This is a genomic window from Auraticoccus monumenti (assembly GCF_900101785.1).
Classification (GTDB): Bacteria; Actinomycetota; Actinomycetes; order Propionibacteriales; family Propionibacteriaceae; genus Auraticoccus; species Auraticoccus monumenti.
The window spans coordinates 686,484-706,545 of sequence record NZ_LT629688.1 but is presented as its reverse complement, the minus strand read 5'-3'; the positions used below and the strand labels follow the sequence as shown (position 1 = coordinate 706,545).

The following is a 20,062-nucleotide window of genomic DNA, read 5'->3' as shown; positions in this document are numbered from 1 at the left end:
CCTTGCTCACCCCGACCAACAGGCGGACAATGGCGGTCTGGGTGCTCCAGCCCGAGGCGCCCAGCCGCGGAGGGGCCATGGTCGATGCCGTCCTGGTGGCACCCGTACGCGTCTGGCGCGAGGCCCTGGGTGCCGCGCTCGCCCTGACTGACGTGGTGGTGACCGCCCACGCCGGCACCCTGGAGGACGCCGTGGGTGCGTCGGCGCGACGGGCGCCCGATCTCGTGCTGCTGGACTTCGCCGTCGACCAGCCCGACCGGGTGGTGCGCTCGGTGAGCCGGGTGGCACCGAACGCCCGCTGGCTGGGCACGGGCGTCGGCGTCTCCGCCGAGCACGCCCGCCAGGTCCTGCTGTGCGCCGAGGCCGGCATGACCGGCTTCGTGGACGCCGACCAGCCGCTGGTGGAGCTGGTGCACGGCCTCGGCGTGGTGATGTCGGGTGAGGCCTACTGCACGCCGCGGACGGGTCTGCTGCTGCTCCACGGCCTGCAGCAGCGACCGCGGCGTCCGCCGGTGTCCGCGCCGGGGCCCCCGGCCAGCCGGTTGACGCCCAAGGAGCAGGTGATCGCCGAGCTGATGATGGTCGGGCTCACCAACCGCCAGATCGCTGCCCGCCTCGTGATCGGTGAGGCGACCGTGAAGACCCACGTGCGCTCGGTGCTGAGCAAGCTCGGACTGCGCCGCCGTGTCGAGCTGGTGGCGCGGGCCTCCATCGACTGAGGCACGCACGGCCCGGGACGTCCACGGTTGAGGGGAGCTGAGGGACGTCCTCCCCCGTGGGGATCCTCCTCCGCTCCACCTGCTCCGGTGGATGCGGTGCCGGCGCCCGACGCCCGAGGCTGTCGGTACCACGCGCGAGCAGGAGGCACCCATGGACGTGAAAGAGCTGATGGGCAAGGTCGTCGACGCCCTCTACGACGGCCTGACCGGAGGCAGCGCGGAGCTGCCGCTGCCGGACAACGTGATGCTCAACTGGATCCAACCGGGGATCCCCTTCGACCCGAGCGCCTTCGACTTCGCCATCGCCGGACCCTTCTCCGGACCGACACCGCTGACGCTGCCCTACTTCAAGGAGCTGGTGGAGACCCTGATGGGTCCCCCGCAGGAGGGCACCGAGGGCGGGCTCAGCCGGGAGGCGGCCGTCGAGCAGGCCAAGCTGATGTACCAGCAGCACCTGCTGGGCACCTGGGAGCAGTGGTCGAGGCTGGTGGACTTCATCCCGCTGCCCGTCCCCAGCGCCGCCGACTCGCGCTGGACCGCCTCGGCCGGGGGCCGCAAGTACAAGCACGTCTCGGTGGTCTACGGCCAGTCCGGGGCCCGGCTGAGCGAGCTGTACGAGGACACCCTGCGCCGTTGCGAGGTGGCCGACGAGGAGCTGACCGAGGCGCAGCAGGCCATCGTGGAGCGGATGCGCTCGCTGCTGATGGAGACGGTGGAGGTCGAGGACTTCCTCACCGGTGAGAAGACGCAGGAGTCGCGCGACAGCCGCGCCATGACGGCCTACAAGGCGAAGCGCAGCGCCTACGACAACGCGGTCACCGACTACGCCTCCCGGCTCGCCCGCTCCAACGGGGGCAGTGCGCAGGACCTGGTGGAGTGGCAGCGCTCGGGCGGCATCTACCGCCGCCGGGCCACGGAGGCGCTGCGGGGCTGGGAGGCCAGCGGCTACAAGCTCGACGTCGAGCGCGCCCAGGCCACCCTGAACCACATCCTCGGCTCCTCGATGGTGGCGTGGAAGACGCGGCTGCTGGAGAGCCTCGACGAGATCAACAACAACACCACCGGCCAGTTCGGCTACCCCTTCTTCCCCGCCACGGTCCTGCCCGGTGCCTTCGCCCGCTCCGACGGCTGGTCGGAGTACCACGAGCGCTCGATCTCCCGCCGCACCAGCTCCTCCTCCAGCAGCCGCTCCGGTTCCGGCGGGGTGGCCTTCAGCCTCGGCATCGTCAGCGTCGGTGCCCGTGGTGGCCACAGCGTGCAGGAGCACCAGTGCGAGGTGGCGGCCGACGACTTCGGGATGCGTTTCGACTACACCACCGTCGAGATCTCCCGCCCTGCCTTCAACCCCGGGTTCTTCTCCTCCCGGGGCTGGCGCCCCACCACCGAGTTCGTCGACGACCACGGCCCGGTGCACTCCGACGGGGGGAAGCCGCCGGAGGGCGCGATGATCGGCTACGCCACGAAGGCGCTGTTCGTCCGCGACCTCACCATCTACTCCTCGGCGTTCGCCAGCTTCATGAAGTCGGTGCAGTCCCAGACCGAGGGTGGCGGCGTCATCGGCATCGGGCCCTTCTGCATCGGCGGCAAGTACCAGCAGACCAACCGCGAGGACGAGTCGAACTTGCAGATCGACACCAGCTCGATCACCGTGCACGGGTTGCAGCTCGTCGGCTTCATGTCGGCCCTCATCGACAAGGCCGCCGACCCGAACCCCGACGTCACCGCCTGGATCTGAGGGGCGATGCAGAGCGGACTGCACGTCGCGCTGGCCGCCTGGGTGCACTCCCAGGTCGCCGGTGAGGGCTTCCTGGCCTGTCCCGAGCTCCCCGTGCCGCTGGTGCTGGCCGACTTCGCCTCGCCGAGGTCCATGACCGACCTGCAACGGGCCTGGGAGTTCGCCCAGCTGACCAACGGCGAGGTGGGCCTGGGTGCCCCGGCGCGGGTGGCCGGTGCCGGAGGGCCGCTGTGGAGCAGGCACCGGCGGCTGCTCGAGCGGATGGAGTTCGCCACCCGCAGCTGGTCCGAGCTGGAGGACGCCGAGCTCGCGGCGGCCCGGGCGGTGCTGTTCACCGACGGTCAGGGTGGGTTCCCGGTGCCGTCGGCCACCTTCAACCGCTACCAGGAGTACCGGGCGCTGCACACCACGATGCTGGAGCAGGGAGCCGGCGCGGCCGAGCTGACCGCGGTGCTGGCGGAGTGGGTGGTGGCCGGGGACAAGGCCGCGGTCGAGTCCGCCCTGGCCACCGTGCTGCGGCTGGGGCTGCGCTCCACCCGGGCGGTGGCCGAGCGGGAACGCCTCGCCCTGCACGAGGACCTGCTTCCTACCACCGCCGACCACAGCTTCGCCCCGACCGGGTTCACCCCGCTGTCGGCGGTGGATCCGACCACCTGGCTGGAGGGACGGGCGACCCTGGACGAGCTCGACCGCGCCCTGCCCCCGGAGGCCCCCCGCGACACCTGGGACGCCTGGTGGGCCAACCGCGTCGGGGAGGTCCGGCTCCGTTTCGTGGTCCTCTCGCTGCACCGCTCGTGGTTCACCGTGGAGCAGTACGCGGCGCGGGACTGGCGGCTGCGCGACGGCGAGCAGGCCTCGGCCGGTGACGGTCGCGCGGGCAGCGTCCCCGCCTACGCGGCCCGTGCCTACCTGGTCGAGGTCGTGGAGCTGGCGGTGGCCTCCCGGGTCGTCGAGCCGGCACCCGCGCCGCCGCCCGGCCGCCCGCGTGCCCCGACGAAGCCCGGTCGTGTCGTCCTCGCTCCCGGTGGGCTGGCGCCGGTGGTGCTGCGTCCCCGGTCCCCGGTGACCAGGCTCGCCGCGACCACGCTGCGCCCGGCGGCGGTGACCAAGGCCGTCACCGTGCCACGGCGGCTGCCGACGCTGGAGATCGCCGAACCAGGGCGTCGGGCCCTCGTCCTGGGGCACGTCCAGCTGCTCGACCCGGTCGCCCGGCAGCGTCGGCTGTGGGTCACCGAGGCCCTGCTGGCTGGACCGTCGGGCCCCCCGGCCACGCCACCACCCACGACCCAGGGGGCCTTCCTGGTCGGCCTCGGCTGCACCGTGGTCCCCCTGTCGCCCAACCCCAGCCCCACCTACACCTGGGCGCCGTGACGCGCCGGGAGGAGTCCTGATGTTCCAGTCCCACCGCTTCACCCACGTCGCCACGCCGAGCACCCGCGACCGGCTGGCCGCCGCCCACGAGAACCGGCGCCCCATCAGCCGCGGGGAGACCCACCGCGGTGCCGTGGTGGCGGTCCAGGAGGGGCTCAGCGCCCTCAACGCCGGCTACCTGACCGGCAACGACGTCGACGGCTACTTCGGGCCGCGGACGTTCGCCGCGGTGGACGCCTTCCAGCGGGAGTACGGGCTGGTGGCTGACGGCATCGTCGGGCACCAGACGCTCTCCCAGCTGGACGCGCTGTTCGCCGGTACCCTGGTGCGCCCGCCGGTCGGCATCGGCATCCACATCGGCGTCGACCGGGTGGACCCGGCCCACTACGGCTCTGACCTGGCGCTGCCCTCCTGCGCCAACGACGCCCGGGCCATGGCCCAGATCTCCCAGCAGCTGGGCTACGACGCCTGTGTGCTGGTCGACGCGGAGGCGACCACCAGCGCGCTCTACGGGCTGCTGTCCGACGCCTCCCACAACCTCCAGGCCGGGGACGCGCTGCTGCTGACCTTCTCCGGGCACGGCAGCCAGATCGACAACGAGTCCGGGGACGTGGAGCAGGACCTCTTGGACGAGACCACGTGCTTCTACGACCGGATGCTGGTCGACGACGAGCTCTACGCCCTGCTGCGCGGTCTGGGCGAGGGGGTCCGGGCCCACGTCGTCTTCGACAGCTGCCACTCGGGGACGGCCACCAAGGAGCTCGTCGCCGAGGTGGCCGCCGACCACGCCCAGGAGGTGAGGTCCGCGCTCGCCCTCACCACGCCCGGCACGGGGCGGACGGCGGGGAGCCTGAGCGATCAGGACGTCACGCCGATCAGCTCGTCCTCGCTGGCGGCGGCGCTGGAGGGCGAGGCGCCGGAACCGGCCGCTGCGCCGGTGGGGGAGGCCGGACGGGACGAGGAGGTGGCTGACCTCTTCGGCGGCCTGCTCGCCGAGAGCCGGGCCGGGCAGGGCAAGCTCATCGAGGGCGGGCAGGTCTACAGCACCCACAAGCAGCTCTACGACGCCGTCCGGTCGGCCGCCTGCACGGTGCCCGACGACCAACCGGTGTCGTGCACGGTCACCGCCCTCTCCGCCTGCGCGGACCACCAGGTGACCCCCGCCGGCAACCCGCTGTCAGCCTTCACCTACAACCTCAGCGCGATCTGGTCCGGCGGCTCGTTCGCCGGCTCCTACGACGACCTGGCCCGCGCGCTGCGGGCCCGGGCCATCCCCACGGCCACGCCGCAGCTCAACAGCTACGGCTCCCGCGGCGCGGCCGCACGCGTGGTCGAGCGACCCTTCGCCTTCTAGGTGCCCGTTGCCGGGCCCCAGCCCCGCGGGTGACCCCGGGCGCCAGCTCGAGTCGCCCGAGGCCCACCCTGGCGGCTGAGGTCTTGGAGCGGTCCGGCACCTGCGGTCGACGTCGAGGGCCTCGAGGGTCAGCCGCCGCCGTGGCCCGCTGCGGCGGGCTCCGGCGACCCGACGACGAACACCCCGGCGGTCGCCAGGGCGACCCGTTCGCGGGCGCGCTCCTCGTCGTCGGCGAACCGGTCCACCGCCCAGGACACCGCGGTGACCAGCTCGAAGACCGACCGGGCCGGCACGTCGCGAGCGGCGCCGTCCCGCTGGGCCCGCTCGAGGAGCTGGGAGGTGCGGGCGGTGAGACGGGTGCAGATGTCCTGCACAGGGGAGTCGTCGTGGGAGATGGCGGTGGCGATCCCGGTCGGGAGGTCCTGCCAGCTGCGCAGCTGCCAGACCAGCTGGAACAGCCACTCCTGCAGCGCCGCGCCCGGTGGCAGGTCGCGCTCCAGCGTCTCCGAGGCCGCCAGGGCGTCGCGGACGCTCTCGTCGATGACCGCAGCGAGCAGGTCCTCCCGGGTCGGGAAGTTGCGGTAGAGCGTCGCGTTGCCCACGCCTGCCTCGGCGGCGATGCGGTCGGTGGGGGCGAAGATCCCCTGCGCGGCGAAGGTCGCGCGCGCTGCCCGCAGGATCGCCTCGCGGTTGCGACGGGCGTCCGCGCGCAGCGGACGGGCCGGTGCTCCCGACATGGTCGCCCCCCTCGGTTGCTATGTGGGGACAGTCCCCATATATTCGAAGTGGGGGAACTCCCCACTTGGATCAAGGTACAGGAGTGACGATGACGGGACGACTGGACGGCCGGACGGTGCTGGTGACCGGCGCGAACGGCGGGCTGGGAGCGCAGTTCGTGGGTCAGGCGCTGGAGCGGGGAGCGCGCCGGGTCTACGCCGCGGCCCGCTCGCCGCGCAGCTGGGACGACGACAGGGTCGTGCCGCTGGCGCTCGACCTGCTCGACCCGGCCGGCGTCACGGCGGCGGCGCAGGAGGCCTCCGACGTCGACCTCGTGGTGAACAACGCCGCCGTGGCCCCGCCGGAGGACCGCTCGCTCCTCGCGGGGGACGAGGAGGAGATGCGGCGCATCTTCGAGACCAACGTGTACGGGAACCTGAGGGTGGTCCGGGCCTTCGCCCCCGTCCTCGCCGCGCACGGCGGAGGGGCGCTGCTCAACGTGCTCTCCCTCGCCGTCTGGGCGCCGGTGCCCAGCGCCTACGCGGCCTCCAAGGCCGCCATGTGGTCGGCGACCAACGCGCTCCGGTTCGAGCTCGCCGCCCAGGGGACGACGGTGACCGGTCTCTTCGTCGGGTTGGTGGACACCCCGATGTCCACGCACCAGCCCGGCCCCAAGAGCACGCCGGCCGACGTGGTGGCGCAGGCCTACGACGGCGTGGTGAGCGGCGCCTTCGAGGTGCTGGCCGACGAGAGCACCCGCCTGGTGAAGTCGATGCTCAGCCGACCCGCCGAGGAGTTGCACGCCCTCGTCACCGGTGCGGTGGCCGAGCTCGTCAGCTGAGGGCCGGCCGGGAGCCGGGCCCTCTCCCAGGACGGGCGCCGCGGCACGGGTGAGGTGGCCGCCCGTGGGTACCGTCCGAAGGTGCCCCCGCCCCCCGACGACGCGAGCCCGTCGGCGGTCGCCGCCACCGCCGCCGCGGCGGGGGCCGACCCGGCGGGTGCCGAGCCCACGGGTGCCGGGTCCTCACCGTCGCGGCGCCGGCTGCTGCTGGTGCTGTCCGCCCCGGCCTCCGCACTGCTGCTGGGCGAGCTGAACCAGTCGGTCCTGGCCACCGCCCTGCCCACCGTGGTGGGGGAGCTGGAGGGCCTGGACCGGCTGCTCTGGGTGAACACCGGCTACGTGCTCGCCGGGACGGTGGCCATGCCGGTGGCAGGTCGCCTGGGCGACCTGCTCGGGCGGCGTCCGGTCTTCCTGGTCTCGGTGGCCGTGCTGCTGCTCGGCTCGGTGCTGGGCGGGCTGGCCCCCACCATGGAGTGGCTGATCGCGGCGCGCGCGGTGCAGGGCGTGGGCGGGGGCGGGTTGCTGGTCCTGGTGCAGGCCCTGGTGGCCGACCTGGTCCCGGTGCGGCGCCGGGCCCCGGTGATGAGCGGGGTGGGGGCGGCGTTCGCACTGGGCGCCCTGCTCGGACCGCTGCTGGGCGGCTGGCTGACCGAGACCGTCGGCTGGCGCTGGGCCTTCTGGATGAACGTGCCCGTCGGCCTGTTCGCGCTGGTCGGCTCGGCGCTGCTGCTGCCGCGCGGACGCCCGCGCCGCCACGGTCCGCTGGACGTGACCGGGGTGGTCACCCTGTCCCTGGCCACCACGGCGGCGGTGCTGCTGGTCTCCGGAGGGACGGGAGGGTGGGCTCCCGGGGTCGTCGGCCTGCTGCTGGTGGCGGCGGTCGGTGGCACGGTGGCGTTCGTGCTGGTCGAGCGGCGGGCCACCGAACCGCTGATCCCGCTGCACCTGCTCACCGACCGGACGGTCGCCCTGGCCGTGGCCGCCGGTGCGCTGGTGGCGGTGGCCATGTTCGGCACCATCAGCTACCTGCCCACCTACCTGCAGATGGTGGGCGGGCTGTCCCCGGTCCGCGCCGGTCTGGTGATGCTGGCCCTGGTCACCGGGCTCGGTCTGGCCACCGTGGTCGCCGCCCAGGTGGTGGCCCGCACCGGTCGGGCCCGCGGGCTCCCGGTCCTCGGCGCGCTGCTCTGCGCCACCGCGCTGGCCCTGATGGCCGGCCTCACCCCCGGCTCCTCCCTCGTCCTCACCGGGGGCTACCTGTTCCTGCTCGGGGTCGGGATCGGCTGCTCCTGGGACGTCCTCGTGGTGCTGGTGCAGGACGCCGCCCCGGACCGGGAGGTGGGCACGGTGACGGCGGTCAACGGCTTCTTCCGCGAGGTCGGCGTGCTGGCGGGGACGGCCGTGGTCGGCAGCGTCTTCACCGCCCGGCTGCAGGGCCAGCTGGCCCAGCGGGCCCCTGACGTCGGGGCCGCCCGGCTGACCCCGGAGCAGGTCGCGGGTCTGCCGCCCGAGGTGGCCGGCCAGGTCGCCGCCGCCTACGCCGGGGCGTTCACCCCGGTGTTCGCGGGACTGGTGCCTGTGGTGCTGCTCGGGGGCGTGCTGCTGCTGATGGTGCGGAGCGGGCGGCTGGGCGCCACCGGCCGGACCGGCGCCCCGGACCGTGCTGCCGGACGTCCCGCCGACGGGAGCACCCGGTGAGCGGCCGATCGGCGCCGCGGTTCTCGGTGGTCGTGCCCGCGCTGGACGAGGGCGATCACCTGGCCGCCACCCTGGCCTCCCTGCAGGCGCAGGACTTCGCCGGTGGCGTCGAGCTGCTGGTGGTGGACAACGGCAGCACCGACGACACCGTGGCCGTGGCCGAGCGCGCGGGCGTCCGGGTGGTGCACGAGGGCCGGCGCGGGGTCTGCGCCGCCCGGCAGCGGGGGGTGGAGGAGGCCCGGGGTGAGCTGGTGGTCTCCACCGACGCCGACACCCTGCACCCGCGGGACTGGCTCAGCCGCCTGGACGAGGCCTTCCGCGAGCACCCGGGGGTGGTCGCGGTGGCCGGCCCCTGCCGCTACCTCGACCCGCCCTGGTGGGCCGCCGTGATGCCCCCGGTCGGGTTCGCGCTCGTCGCCGCGGTGCACGCCCTCACCGGACGGGTCACCTACCTGACCGCCACCAACGTGGCCTACCGCCGCGAGGGCTTCCCCGGCTACGACGTCACGCTGACCCAGGGCGGTGACGAGGTCGACCTGCTGCGTCGGCTGCGTCGGGTCGGGACCGTGCACTGGGACGGCCGCAACCCCGTGCACACCTCGTCCCGGCGGATGGACCAGGGGCTGGCGCACACGGTGGTGGTCTCCTACGGCTACTACTACGCGCTGGCCTCGGTGGTGAACCGGGCGGCCGGTCGCCGGGTGATTGGGGTGGCCCCGGCGGTCCGGCCGGCCGACCGCGAGCTGGTCCGCCGACGACGTCGTCGCTGGCGCGCGGTCCCGCTCGCGCTGCTGGCTGTGGCGGTGCTCGGCGACCTCGGGCGTCGTCGCCGGCGGCAGGGGGGTCGTGCGGCTCGGGGGCCCGAATAAGGTGAGGAGAGCCATGCCGACCGTCCTCCTCCCCGCCACGCCGCTGCTCGGGCACGTGAACCCGATGCTGACCCTGGGCCGTGGGCTGCGTGAGCGTGGCTACCGGGTGCTGGTGCTCACCGGCCGCCAGTTCTCCGGCATGGCCGCCGACGCCGGCCTGGAGCTGCTGCCGCTGCCGCCGGCCAGCGAGATCGTCCCGCCGGTCGGACCGCGCCCCCGGAACCGGGTCGCCGCCGCGCTGGAGGACATCGTGTCCATCTTCATCGACCCGTTGGAGGCCCAGCACGACGCGCTCACCTCGGCGCTGGCCCGCCACGACGTCGACGCCGTGCTCTCCGACACCGCCTTCCTCGGGGCGCTGCCCCTGGCCCGGCGCGAACCGTCCACCCGGCCGCCGGTGCTGGGGGTGTCGATGACGCCGCTGTCGGTGGTCAGCGTGGACTGCGCCCCCTTCGGCTCGGGGCTGGCACCGAGCACGTCCTGGTTCACCCGGAGGCGGAACGTGCAGGCGAACTGGTTCCTGCACCACGGCCCGCTCAAGCCGCTGCACGACCGCCTGGACGCGGAGCTGGTGCCGCACGGGGTGCCGCCGGGCTCGGTCAACTTCTTCGACCAGGTGACGGCCTACGACCTCACCTTCCACCTCGGGCTGGCCGAGATGGAGTACCCCCGGCGCGAGCTCCCGGGCACGGTGCGCTTCGTCGGCCCGGTCCGGCCCCCGCCGTCGGAGCGTGCGGTGCCGGCGTGGTGGGGCGAGCTGGACGGGGACCGGCCGGTGGTCCACGTCACCCAGGGGACGCTGGACAACGCCGACCTGGGCAAGCTGCTGGCCCCGGCGGTCCGGGCGCTGGCCCGCGAGGACGTCCTCGTCGTCGTCTCCACCGGGGGGCGACCGGTGGCCGACCTGGAACGGGCGCTCGCCCCGCAGCGGCTGCCCGGCAACGTCCGGGTCTCCACCTTCCTGCCCTACGACCGGCTGCTGCCGCGCACCGACGTGATGGTGACCAACGGCGGTCACGGCGGGGTGCAGGACGCCCTGCGCCACGGCGTCCCGCTGGTGGTGGCGGGGGAGACCGAGGACAAGCCGGAGGTCGCGGCCCGGGCCGCCTGGGCCGGGGTGGGGCGGAACCTGCGCAGCGGACGTCCCTCGCCGGCCCGCATCCGGACGGCGGTCCGCGACGTGCTGGGTGACCCGCGCTACCGGCAGCGGGCCCAGCAGATGGCGCGTGCGACGGCCGCCCTGCCCGACCCGGTCGACACCGTGGCCGCGACGCTGGAGGAGCGGCTCGGACGCCGGACCGGGGGAGCGTCAGGAAGCGTCCCGGCCCCCGCCGCCCGCGTCCGGCGCCGCTGACCCGGGTCGCCGCGGCGGCGTCCTCTCACCCGCCCGGTGGTCAGATCATCGACTGGGCGCCGATGACGGCCAGCAGCTGGAGCTTCTCGTGGCTCTCGGTGCCCGGGACCGCGGTGTAGACCAGCAGCCGGTGCGACTGGGCCGGGTCGAGCAGCGTCTGGCAGTGCAGCGTCAGCTCACCGAGCTCGGGGTGCACGAACCGCTTGACCTCGTCGGGGCGCAGCCCGACCTCGTGCCGCTCCCACAGCACCCGCAGCTCCTCGCTGTCGGCCAGGGCCAGCTCGGCCAGCTGCGCGGCCCGGGAGCCGGGCCCGCGCATCGTGACCACCTGGCGGAGGTGGGAGGCGTACAGCCGGGACAGCGTCTCGTGGTCCTCCGGTCGGTACCGCGACCGGGCGGCGGGGTCGGTGAACCACCGGTAGCCCATGCTGCGCGCCGGGCCGGTGTAGCTGGTGAGGTCCCCGGTGAGCGCGACGCCCAGCGGGCTCTGCCGCAGCGTCTCGCCCAGCTCGGTGACGACCTCGGCCGGGGTGTCGTGGAGGCGGTCCAGGATGCGCAGCAGACCGGGGTTGATGTGCTCGCTGAGCGCTCCGCGGGCCGGTGGCTGGTGGCCGGCGAGGCGGAAGAGGTGGTCGCGCTCGTCCAGCCCGAGGTGCAGGCCCTGGGCGATGGAGGCCAGCATCTGCTCCGACGGCTGCGGCCCCCGTTCGCGCTCGAGGCGGGCGTAGTAGTCGGTCGACATGTGGCAGAGCGCCGCGACCTCCTCACGGCGCAGCCCGCTGGTGCGACGGCGCTGCCCCCGCGGCATGCCGACGTCCTCGGGCTGCATCGCCTCGCGGCGGCGGCGCAGGAAGTCCGCCAGCCCCGTCCTGTCCCTGTCGACCACGGGTCCACTCTCCTCTGGTTCGGTGCGTACCCCTCGTTCCTACCGCTCCTGCGCGCCGAGAGCCACGGCCTGTCGATCCCCCTCTGAGCCGCCGGACCTCGTGCCGGGCAGGGGCTCGTACCCGGTGTCAGGGGCGGATCGGGAGGCCCTGGATGGGTTGCCGCCCCGGCCCAAGACTGGCGGCACCGGCCCACCGAACGAGGAGAGACCATGATCGACCAGCTCAGCACCGACCGGGAGCGGCTCGCGCCGACTCCTCCCTCCCAGCGAGCCGTCGGCGTCAGCGCCACCGCCCGCCGGGTGCTCGACCTCCCGGACCCGGTCCAGAGGTCCGACGCCGGCGCCGCCGCGCACAGCACCCTGGAACGGGTCGGCGGGCCGGTGGGCCTGGCCGCGGCGGCCGCCCCGACCGTCGCCTTCGTGGCCGCGGACGCCGCCGCCGGGCTGGGCACGGGCCTGGTCGCCCTCGGCGTCACCGCGGTGGCCGCCTGCGGGGTGCGGCTCGCCCGCCGGGAGTCGCCCGGGGCGGCGGTCGCCGGTCTGGTGGTCGCCGCGCTCTGCGCCGGCGTCGCGGCCTTCGCCGGGGAGGCCCGGGCCTTCTTCCTGCCCACCATGGTCGTGCCCGCGCTCTTCGTCGTCGCGCACGTCGTCATGCTGCTGGCACGCCGCCCCCTGATCGGCCTGATGGTCAACCCGCTCTCCGGAGGTCCGCGCGACTGGCGGTCACACCCCGGTCTGCTCCGCACCTACACCATCAGCTCGCTGATCGCCCTGGCCATGGCCACCGCCAACCTCTTCGCACGCGTCGGCTTCTACCTCGCCGACCAGCCGGGGATCCTCGCCGTGGCCCAGGTCGTGGCCACCTCCGCCTTCGCCGTCCACTACGCCGTGACCCTCGTCGTCGCCCGCCGCGTGGCCGGCGCCACCACCACCCCCCGTCCCGTCCCCACCTCTCGCTGAACCCCCACCCAACACAAGGAGAAGAACGCCATGCCTCGTACACCTGAGCTGTCCCTGCCCGACCTGACCGGCCGCCGCGCCCTCGTCACCGGAGCGAGCGACGGGATGGGCCTCGTCATCGCCCGTCGGCTCGCCGCCGCCGGCGCCGAGGTGCTGATGCCCGTGCGCAACCGCGTCAAGGGCCAGGCGGCCCTCGGCCGGATCCGCGCCGAGCACCCGACCGCCCGGCTGACCCTGCACGACCTCGACCTCTCGTCCCTGCAGTCCGTGGCCGCACTCGGGGAGACGCTGCGCGCCGAGGGGGCCCCGATCCACCTCCTGATCAACAACGCCGGGGTGATGAGGCCGCCGGAGCGGCAGACCACCGTCGACGGGTTCGAGCTGCAGCTCGGCACCAACCACCTCGGCCACGTCGCACTGGTGGCGCACCTGCTCCCGCTGCTGTCCGCCGGCCGGGCCCGCGTCACGTCGCAGCTCAGCATCGCCGCCCGCGCCGGGGCTATGAACTGGGACGACGTGAACTGGGAGACCAGCTACGACGGCATGCGCGCCTACAGCCAGTCCAAGATCGCCTTCGGCCTCTTCGGGCTGGAGCTCGAGCGGCGCAGCCGGGCCGGGGGCTGGGGCATCACGAGCAACATTTCCCACCCCGGCGTGGCTCCGACGAGCCTGCTGGCGGCGCGACCGGAGATCGGACGCGCCAGTGACTCCCCCCAGATCAGCATGATCCGCCGGCTCTCGCGGGCGGGGATCCTGGCCGGGACGGTGGAGAGCGCCCCGCTGCCCGCGCTGTACGCCGCCACCTCACCGCAGGCCCGCGGGGGGCACTTCTACGGACCCGACGGTCCGGGCCAGCTGGGAGGCGCCCCCGCCGAGCAGCGGCTCTTCCGCCCCCTGCGCGACCCGGTGGAGGCCGACCGCGTCTGGCGGGTGTCCCAGGAGCTGGCTGGGGTCTCGTTCGCGGAGGTCGCGGCGGCGTGAGCGACCGCGGACCGGTCGTCCTACGACCACGGTCCCAGGACCGGCCCGGCACGGAACGTGCCGGGCCCGGTCCACGTTCTGACCTGCGAGGGCGACGAACCGACCGGCGCCCACGCTCGGAGGGGACTGACGACCTGATGGCCACCCACACCCCGCACGCCCCGACCGGCCCAGCCAGGCCGACGGGGCCGGTGTCGGTCCCCTTCGCGCTGGCGGGGGTGCTGTACCTCGCCCTGGTCGCCGCCATCACCCTCGGCCGGGTGCCGTGGCTGATGCGCACCGACGCCGGTCCCGGCAGCGTCCTCTCGCTGCAGACGTGGCTGGACCCCGTGACGTGGAGCACCGGAGGGACCGGGGAGTTCGTGGCCAACATCGTGCTCTTCGTGCCCGTCGCGGTGCTGCTGCGGCTGGCCGTCCCCCGGCTGCCCGCGGTCGCGGCGGTCGCCGTCGGCATCCTGCTCACGTCCTCGATCGAGGTGCTGCAGATCCCGCTCGACCGCGTCTCCGACCCCCGCGACCTCGTCGCCAACACGATCGGCGCCGTCATCGGCACCGCGCTGACCCTGGGTCGGCGCCCCGCCCCGTCCCGCCGCACCCCCTCCGGCGCCGTCGTGGCGCGGAGGCGCTGACCGGCCCGACCGACGAGGACGACGGCCGCCCAGCCGGACCAGTCGGTCGGTCCGATACGGACCAGTCGGTCGTCAGCGTCACCGGACAGGGCGGTTCAGGCCCCGAAGCTGCTGCGGAGGAGGCGGCGCGGGTCCCGCTCGGTCTTGATCCTCCGCAGGCGCTCGACCGACGCCGCCGGCAGCGCGTCCGCCAGCTGCTCGCCCGGGTTGAGGAAGGTGACCGGCTTCCGCCCGCTGGTGGGGAGCGAGCGCGCCAGGGCCTGTTGTCTCGCCGCGATGTCGCCCGCCGTCGCCCGCGGACCGGGGGCGCCGAACATGTACACCGCGAACGGCTCGAGCAGCGGGCCGTGGGGGGTGTCCGACGGCTGCGCGAAGGCGCCGCCCAGCTGGCGGACCTGGACGCTCATCATGGGCGTGATGGGCGAGGCGAGCAGAGCGTCGACGGCGGCGTCGTCAAACTCGGTGAGCAGCTCGGCGTGGGAGACGCCCGCCGCCGGTTCCGTGGGTTCACCCGTGATGGGGCCCAGCTCGGCGACGGTCATCGACCGGCGGGTGTCGGAGAGCGGGGCCGGCAGCGGGTCCAGCGCGGTCAGGTGGGCCCGGGCGTCCCGCTCCGCGCCGAGGTAGGTGAGGTCGATCGCCACCAGCGGCTCCCCGCTGGGGAGGTGCAGCAGGTCCAGCCACAGGGTCAGCTGCACCGGTGCCGTGCGGGTGGCGACGCGGAAGGCCTCGACCACGGCCCGCGCGTGCTCCCCGGACCAGAGCACCCGGCCGCCGAAGACCTCCGGGGCCGGGTGGAGCCGAACCTCCAGAGCGGTCACGACGGCGTGCTCGCCACCGCCGCCGCGCAGCGCCCAGAACAGGTCGGGGTCGCTCGCGGCGGTCACGGTGCGCTGCTCGCCGTCGGCGTCCACCACGTCCAGGGCGCAGACGCCGTCGGCCACCCACCCCTGCGCGCGCCCGAACCAGCTGAGCCCGCCGCCGAGGGCCACCCCGGTCACGCTCACCACCGGCGAGCTGCCCAGCAGTCCGGTCAGGCCGTGCTCGGCGGTGGCGCGCTGCAGGTGACCCGACCGCACCCCGGCGCCGATCCGGGCGCGGCGGGCGTCGACGTCGAGGTGGATGTCGCCGAGCCGGCCGGTCCGGAGCAGGATCGTGTCGGCGGTGCGGCCGGAGGCGCCGTGGCCGTTGGGCTGCGTCGTGATCGCGACCCCCACCCCGGCGGCGTACCGCACCAGGGCCGCGACGTCGTCGGCGTCGGCCGCCTCGACGACCGCGCGCACGGGTTGCCGGACGGCGCGGTTCCAGGGCAGCCGCACCTCGTCGAAGCCGGCGTCGCCCGGCAGCCACACGCGGCCTCGCACCGCTCGACGCAGACCCGACAGGTCGGCAGCGGTCGGGGTCGCCGTGAGGTCGGTCGCGGCGGGGTCCGTGCAGGTGGGGTCGGTCGCGGTGGAGTCGGTGGTGGTGGGGTCGGTGGTCATGGGCGGTGCCTCTCGGTGTGGCGTCGGTGGGGCGAGGGCGTCTTGACGACGGCAGCAACCCCCTCACTGCTGACGTCGGTCGAGCCACCAGGAACGTGACAGAGGCGCGCGGCGCGGACAGGATGGGGCCTCGTGACCGATCCCGCCGTCACCGGGTCCGGGCTCGAGGACGCCTTCGACGCCCGAAGGCAGCGTCTGCGCTCCATCGCCCACCGGGTGCTGGGATCGCACTGGGACGCCGACGACGCCGTCCAGGAGACGTGGGTCCGGCTGAGCCGGGTGGACGCCGACACGATCGACAACCTCAACGCCTGGCTGACCACGGTCGTGTCGCGGGTGAGCATCGACCTGCTGCGCAGCCGTGGTGCTCGCCGGGAGGACCTCGACGACGACGTGCCGGACACCGGTGCCGAGGACGACGACCCGGAGACCGTGACGCTCCGGGACGAGGAGGTCGAGGCGGCGATGGTCGTCGTCCTGGACCAGCTCACACCGCTGGAGCGCCTGGCGTTCGTCCTGCACGACGTCTTCGGGCTCTCCTTCGCCGACGTCGCACCGATCGTCGAACGCAGCCCGGCGGCCGCCCGCCAGCTGGCCTCCCGGGCCCGACGCCGGGTGGCGGGCGTCGACGTCCCGGCTGAGCGCACCCGGCGGGCCGACGCCGTCGCGGCCTTCCTCAAGGCCTCACGGCAGGGCGACTTCGGGGACCTGCTGCAGCTGCTGGACCCCGAGGTCGAGCTCCGGGCGGACCCGGTGGTGGTCGCCGGGGCGCAGGCCTCCGCGGAGGCGGGGGCCCCGCTGCTCCAGCCCCGTGTGCGCGGTGCCGACGCGGTCGCCCGGGTGTTCGCCGGCCGGGCGGAGGAGACGCGGGTGGCGATCATCGACGGCCTGCCCGGTGCGGTGTTCGCGCCGGACGGGGTGCTGCGCGCGGCCTTCGTCATCCACCTCGGGGAGCACGGGATCGCCGGTCTCGAGGTGATCGGCGACCCGTCCCGCCTCGCGCAGCTCCGGGTCGTCCCTGCTCGACCGTGACGGGCCCGGGCCAGCGGCTCAGCGGGTGGGCTCGCAGAACCGGAGCTCGTTGCCGAAGGGGTCGAGGACGCTCATCGTCGGGCCGCCGGGGGCGTCGTGGTCGATGCCGGGGCGCTGGGTGGCGAGCGGGTCGGCGAGGAGCCGCTCCCGGTAGGCGTCCAGCCCACGGGTGGGGACCCAGACGACGCTGCCGGGTGTCCCGTCGCCGTGGTGCTCGCTGAGCCCGAGGGCCGTCTGGCCGCGGCTGACCCTGATGAAGAGGGGGAGTCCGGCTCGAAACGGTGCTCGAAGTCGACGGTGAAACCCAGCCAGTCGACGTAGAAGCCTCGCGCCAGGGCCGCGTCCTGGACCCGCAGCACCGGCATCGGGATGCCGAGGTCGGGCGCGCGGTAGGTCGCGGCGAGGGCGTTCCAGTCCGACAGGCCCAGGGCCCGGGCCAGGACGTCGAGGGCCTGGCCGTGGCTGAGGGCGACGTGCGGTTCGAGGGCGCTGCGCAGGGCGCGGGCGGCGTCCTTAGCGGCGTCGGGAGTAAGGGGGATCACGGGTGCTCCATCGCTCGGCCGGGACGGGGGTGCTCGCGTTACCGGCGTGCGGGCCGATGGAGTTGGTCGTGTCCGAGTGGGTGTCGTGCGACGCGTTCACCATGCCCCGGAGGGGTGCGAGCGGCGGGTGCGCCTGACCTGGTGCCACTCTAACGCGGCCTCGGCGCGCCGCACAGGTCCCAGGTTCCGGGCCGTGTCCCCGCGGGGTGACCCAGCAGCCCCCGACGCGGCCACGCACCCCAGCGACATCCCGGACGCGGCCTTGCGCGAGCCAGCGAGATCCCGGACGTGGCTTGCGCGAGCCAGCGAGATCCCGGACGTGGCTTGCGCGAGCCAGCGAGATCCCGGACGTGCCGCACAACCCAGCAACGACTTGGCCGCTCGTCTCGGCGCCCGCTGCATCCCGGACCTGGCCGCACACCCAGCAACATCTCGGGACGCGGCTTGCGCGAGCCTGCGAGATCCCGCACGACCCAGCAACATCCCGGACCTGGCCGCGCGTCTCGGCGCCCGCTGCACGTCGGACGTGGCCGCCGAACCCGCAACATCCCGCCCGCGGCCGCGTCACAGCACCACGACCGGCAGAGCCGTCACGCGGGCGCACCTGGTTTCTCATGAGCCTGCCCTGCTCGTGTTGACGGGGTCTGGCGCGTGCGATCGTCGCATCCACCCACTCGGCGGGACCCCTCGCACGTAGCGTGGCGCGGGGTCGGAGGTGACCGACGGGAACGCCGGCGGAGAGCCAGCGGGACATGCAGGAGGCGGCGTGGAGCAGACCAGGACGATCGGGCTCATCGGCGGCATGAGCTGGGAGAGCAGCATCGAGTACTACCGCCTGACCAACGAGCTGGTGGCCCGTCGGCTCGGCGGGTTCCACTCGGCGAGGAGCATCCTGCACTCGGTCGACTTCGCCGAGATCGAACGTCTGCAGGTGACGGGGGACTGGGCCGCGGCCGGCCGGGTCCTGGCCGACGCGGCGCGGGCTGTGGAGCTGGCCGGGGCGGACTTCGTGGTCCTGTGCACCAACACCATGCACAAGGTCGCCGCCGACATCGAGGCGGCGGTCTCCATCCCGCTGCTGCACATCGCCGACGCCACGGCCGACGCCGTCCAGGCCCAGCAGCTGACCACGGTGGGTCTGCTCGCGACCGCCTTCACGATGGAGCAGACCTTCTACCGCGAACGCCTGGAGCGCCGCGGCCTGAGGGTGCTGGTCCCCGGTGAGGAGGACCGGCGCGTCGTCCACCGCGTGATCTACGAGGAGCTGGTGCTGGGGGAGGTCCGCGACGCCTCGCGCCGGGAGTACCGCCGGATCATGTCCCGTCTGGTGGCCGACGGCGCCGAGGGGATCATCCTCGGCTGCACCGAGATCGAGCTGCTGGTCGGCCAGGCCGACTCCTCCGTCCCGGTCTTCCCGACCACCCGGATCCACGCCGAGGCGGCCGTCGACGCCGCCTTCGCCTGACGCACAGGGCGGCGAGTCGCCGCCAAGGGTCGGCTCGGGACCGCCGGTGGCGACGAACCGCGGCCACTGGCCACTTCTTGACGCACCCTCCGCTCAGCGAGGGGGCTGGGGCAGCGCCGGCTCCCGGTCCACCAAGGCTGGCGGCACCTCCACCACCATCAGGTCCAGGGAACGGCCCTCGCTCAGACGGCCGGACTGGATCAGCACCCGACGGCTGTCCGGGCTGAAGATCGGGTGGGTGTGGTCGGGCTTCATCACGTGCCCGGTGGTGATCACGGTCTGCTCCAGGCTACGCCGGTCGATCAGGGTGATGTCGCCGTGGAAGTCGTCGACCACGGCCCAGCGCCCGTCCGGGGACCCGTTGCAGTGCCAGAAACCCTGGCCAGGGCTCTGGCCGAGCAGCCGCATCTCGTCGGTGCGGAGGTCCAGCACGGCGACGCCGCTGGGCTTGGTACCCAGGTAGGGCAGGTGCGCCATCACGTTGAACATCAGCTCGTCGGGGGCGGACACCGTCTCGTGGGTGACCCACTCGTCTGGCGTCTCCCGGTACAGCGGCCGGTTCCCCGAGCCGTCGGCGCGGACCGCCCAGATGCGCTGAGGGGCGTCGCCCGTGGTCTCGTGGCAGTAGATGATCTCTCCCGGCACCCACGGATTCACCTGCACGTGACCCATCCGGAAGTCGACGTCGATGACCGTGGTCACCTCGCCGGTGGCCAGGTCGATCCGCCGGATGCCACCCGGACCGCGGCCTGCCTCCTCGAACCGACGACGGGCGGCTTCGCGCTGCTCGGTCGGGTCGGTGTTGGCCGAGTCGACGGCGGTGCGGACCGAGCGCTCTGAACCCTTGGCCCAGTCCGGCTGCTCCCAGCCGACGCCCCAGTACGCGGCGCTGCCGTCGGCGTCTACCGCGAACCCGCCGGCGTCGCGGAGCTCCTCGGGGAGCACGCAAACCACCCGCTCCGGCGGCGTGGCCAGTCCGGGACGTCCGGCCAGCGCGTTCTCGATCAGCGGGTCCAGCCGGAGCTCCACCAGCTCGCGCCGACCGTCGCGGCTGCGCTTGTAGTAGAGGAGGTTGCTGTCGCGGACGAGGTTGAGGCTGTCGGTGTCGGTGCCCGGGTCGTCGGTCAGCTGGACGATGTCACCCCGCTGCTCGTGCACCAGGAACACCTGGGAGCCGTTGCCGTCGCGGTCGGAGCGGAACAGGATCCACTCACCGTCGGCGGTCCAGGTCTGGTGGGTCTGGTAGGGCTTCGGGCTGCCGGCCGGGTGGGAGGTCAGCACCGTGACCTCCACCCCGGTGACGGGGTCGGTGTAGCTGCTGGTCTCGCTCGGGTGCCGGACACCGGTGTTCGGGCTCATGCGGGAAAACGCTATCTGATTCGGCGGGTGTCGGGAAAGGCGGGGCCAGGCTCAGGTCGTCGAGGC

The 20,062-nt window shown here is 74.1% G+C and carries 18 protein-coding genes and 1 pseudogene; 13 read left to right on the top strand and 6 right to left on the bottom strand.

Going from position 1 to position 20,062, the window contains the following annotated elements:
* Positions 1–77: 77 nt before the first annotated feature.
* From BLT52_RS03175 to BLT52_RS03160, 4 genes are all read left to right on the top strand, one after another.
* Complete coding sequence (locus tag BLT52_RS03175; RefSeq protein ID WP_157676947.1) at positions 78–719, top strand: response regulator transcription factor; 642 nt, start codon at positions 78–80, stop codon at positions 717–719.
* 151 nt (positions 720–870) lie between these two features.
* The gene (locus BLT52_RS03170) at positions 871–2,454 is read left to right on the top strand and encodes a hypothetical protein (protein ID WP_090590565.1); all 1,584 of its coding nucleotides are present in this window, start codon (positions 871–873) and stop codon (positions 2,452–2,454) included.
* A 6-nt stretch (positions 2,455–2,460) separates the two neighbouring features.
* Positions 2,461–3,825, top strand: a complete 1,365-nt coding sequence (locus tag BLT52_RS03165) for a hypothetical protein (RefSeq protein WP_090590563.1) — start codon at positions 2,461–2,463, stop codon at positions 3,823–3,825.
* Positions 3,826–3,844: 19 nt separating this feature from the next.
* Positions 3,845–5,179 carry a caspase family protein gene (locus BLT52_RS03160; protein ID WP_090590561.1) on the top strand — a complete coding sequence of 445 codons (1,335 nt, stop codon included), beginning with the start codon at positions 3,845–3,847 and terminating at the stop codon, positions 5,177–5,179.
* A gap of 128 nt (positions 5,180–5,307) precedes the next feature.
* On the opposite strand, the gene BLT52_RS03155 is transcribed toward BLT52_RS03160, so the two are convergent.
* The gene (locus tag BLT52_RS03155) at positions 5,308–5,916 is read right to left on the bottom strand and encodes a TetR/AcrR family transcriptional regulator (protein WP_090590560.1); all 609 of its coding nucleotides are present in this window, start codon (positions 5,914–5,916) and stop codon (positions 5,308–5,310) included.
* Positions 5,917–6,005: 89 nt separating this feature from the next.
* Here BLT52_RS03155 and BLT52_RS03150 point away from each other — a divergent pair, with 89 nt between their 5' ends.
* The 4 genes from BLT52_RS03150 to BLT52_RS03135 all read left to right on the top strand — a co-directional run bounded on the left by BLT52_RS03150 (position 6,006) and on the right by BLT52_RS03135 (position 10,658).
* On the top strand, positions 6,006–6,737 hold the full coding sequence (locus tag BLT52_RS03150; protein ID WP_090590557.1) for an SDR family oxidoreductase: 732 nt from the start codon (positions 6,006–6,008) through the stop codon (positions 6,735–6,737).
* A gap of 81 nt (positions 6,738–6,818) precedes the next feature.
* Complete coding sequence (locus BLT52_RS03145) at positions 6,819–8,435, top strand: MFS transporter (RefSeq protein WP_157676946.1); 1,617 nt, start codon at positions 6,819–6,821, stop codon at positions 8,433–8,435.
* Positions 8,432–9,304: a glycosyltransferase family 2 protein gene (locus tag BLT52_RS03140; protein WP_090590553.1), complete on the top strand. Its 873-nt coding sequence runs from the start codon at positions 8,432–8,434 to the stop codon at positions 9,302–9,304. The genes BLT52_RS03145 and BLT52_RS03140 overlap by 4 nt, the downstream gene beginning before the upstream one ends.
* Before the next feature lie 13 nt (positions 9,305–9,317).
* Positions 9,318–10,658, top strand: coding sequence for a glycosyltransferase (locus tag BLT52_RS03135; RefSeq protein ID WP_090590551.1), 1,341 nt, complete (start codon positions 9,318–9,320; stop codon positions 10,656–10,658).
* A gap of 40 nt (positions 10,659–10,698) precedes the next feature.
* Here BLT52_RS03135 and BLT52_RS03130 read toward each other — a convergent pair whose 3' ends face one another.
* Positions 10,699–11,544, bottom strand: coding sequence for a helix-turn-helix transcriptional regulator (locus BLT52_RS03130; protein ID WP_231946478.1), 846 nt, complete (start codon positions 11,542–11,544; stop codon positions 10,699–10,701).
* Between the two features lie 210 nt (positions 11,545–11,754).
* On the opposite strand from BLT52_RS03130, the gene BLT52_RS03125 reads away from it, so the two are divergent.
* The 3 genes from BLT52_RS03125 (at position 11,755) to BLT52_RS03115 (ending at position 14,114) form a co-directional block, all read left to right on the top strand.
* A complete protein-coding gene (locus tag BLT52_RS03125) occupies positions 11,755–12,504 on the top strand; it encodes a DUF3159 domain-containing protein (protein WP_090590549.1) in 750 nt (249 codons plus the stop codon).
* A 30-nt stretch (positions 12,505–12,534) separates the two neighbouring features.
* On the top strand, positions 12,535–13,485 hold the full coding sequence (locus tag BLT52_RS03120; RefSeq protein WP_090590547.1) for an SDR family oxidoreductase: 951 nt from the start codon (positions 12,535–12,537) through the stop codon (positions 13,483–13,485).
* 137 nt (positions 13,486–13,622) lie between these two features.
* Complete coding sequence (locus BLT52_RS03115; RefSeq protein ID WP_090590545.1) at positions 13,623–14,114, top strand: VanZ family protein; 492 nt, start codon at positions 13,623–13,625, stop codon at positions 14,112–14,114.
* A 95-nt stretch (positions 14,115–14,209) separates the two neighbouring features.
* On the opposite strand, the gene BLT52_RS03110 is transcribed toward BLT52_RS03115, so the two are convergent.
* Complete coding sequence (locus BLT52_RS03110) at positions 14,210–15,598, bottom strand: FAD-binding oxidoreductase (protein WP_090590543.1); 1,389 nt, start codon at positions 15,596–15,598, stop codon at positions 14,210–14,212.
* 132 nt (positions 15,599–15,730) lie between these two features.
* On the opposite strand from BLT52_RS03110, the gene BLT52_RS03105 reads away from it, so the two are divergent.
* Positions 15,731–16,630 carry a sigma-70 family RNA polymerase sigma factor gene (locus tag BLT52_RS03105; protein ID WP_090590541.1) on the top strand — a complete coding sequence of 300 codons (900 nt, stop codon included), beginning with the start codon at positions 15,731–15,733 and terminating at the stop codon, positions 16,628–16,630.
* Between the two features lie 18 nt (positions 16,631–16,648).
* Here BLT52_RS03105 and BLT52_RS21815 read toward each other — a convergent pair whose 3' ends face one another.
* The gene (locus BLT52_RS21815) at positions 16,649–16,942 is read right to left on the bottom strand and encodes a glyoxalase superfamily protein (protein ID WP_407922620.1); all 294 of its coding nucleotides are present in this window, start codon (positions 16,940–16,942) and stop codon (positions 16,649–16,651) included.
* 86 nt (positions 16,943–17,028) lie between these two features.
* Positions 17,029–17,172 (bottom strand): annotated as a pseudogene (locus BLT52_RS21810) (glyoxalase superfamily protein); the annotation flags it as partial.
* A gap of 766 nt (positions 17,173–17,938) precedes the next feature.
* Between BLT52_RS21810 and BLT52_RS03095 the strand changes: the two are divergent.
* A complete protein-coding gene (locus BLT52_RS03095; protein WP_231946477.1) occupies positions 17,939–18,637 on the top strand; it encodes an aspartate/glutamate racemase family protein in 699 nt (232 codons plus the stop codon).
* A gap of 93 nt (positions 18,638–18,730) precedes the next feature.
* Here the strand turns inward: BLT52_RS03095 and BLT52_RS03090 are convergent, their stop codons facing one another.
* The gene (locus tag BLT52_RS03090; RefSeq protein WP_090590539.1) at positions 18,731–19,996 is read right to left on the bottom strand and encodes a PD40 domain-containing protein; all 1,266 of its coding nucleotides are present in this window, start codon (positions 19,994–19,996) and stop codon (positions 18,731–18,733) included.
* Positions 19,997–20,062: the final 66 nt, after the last annotated feature.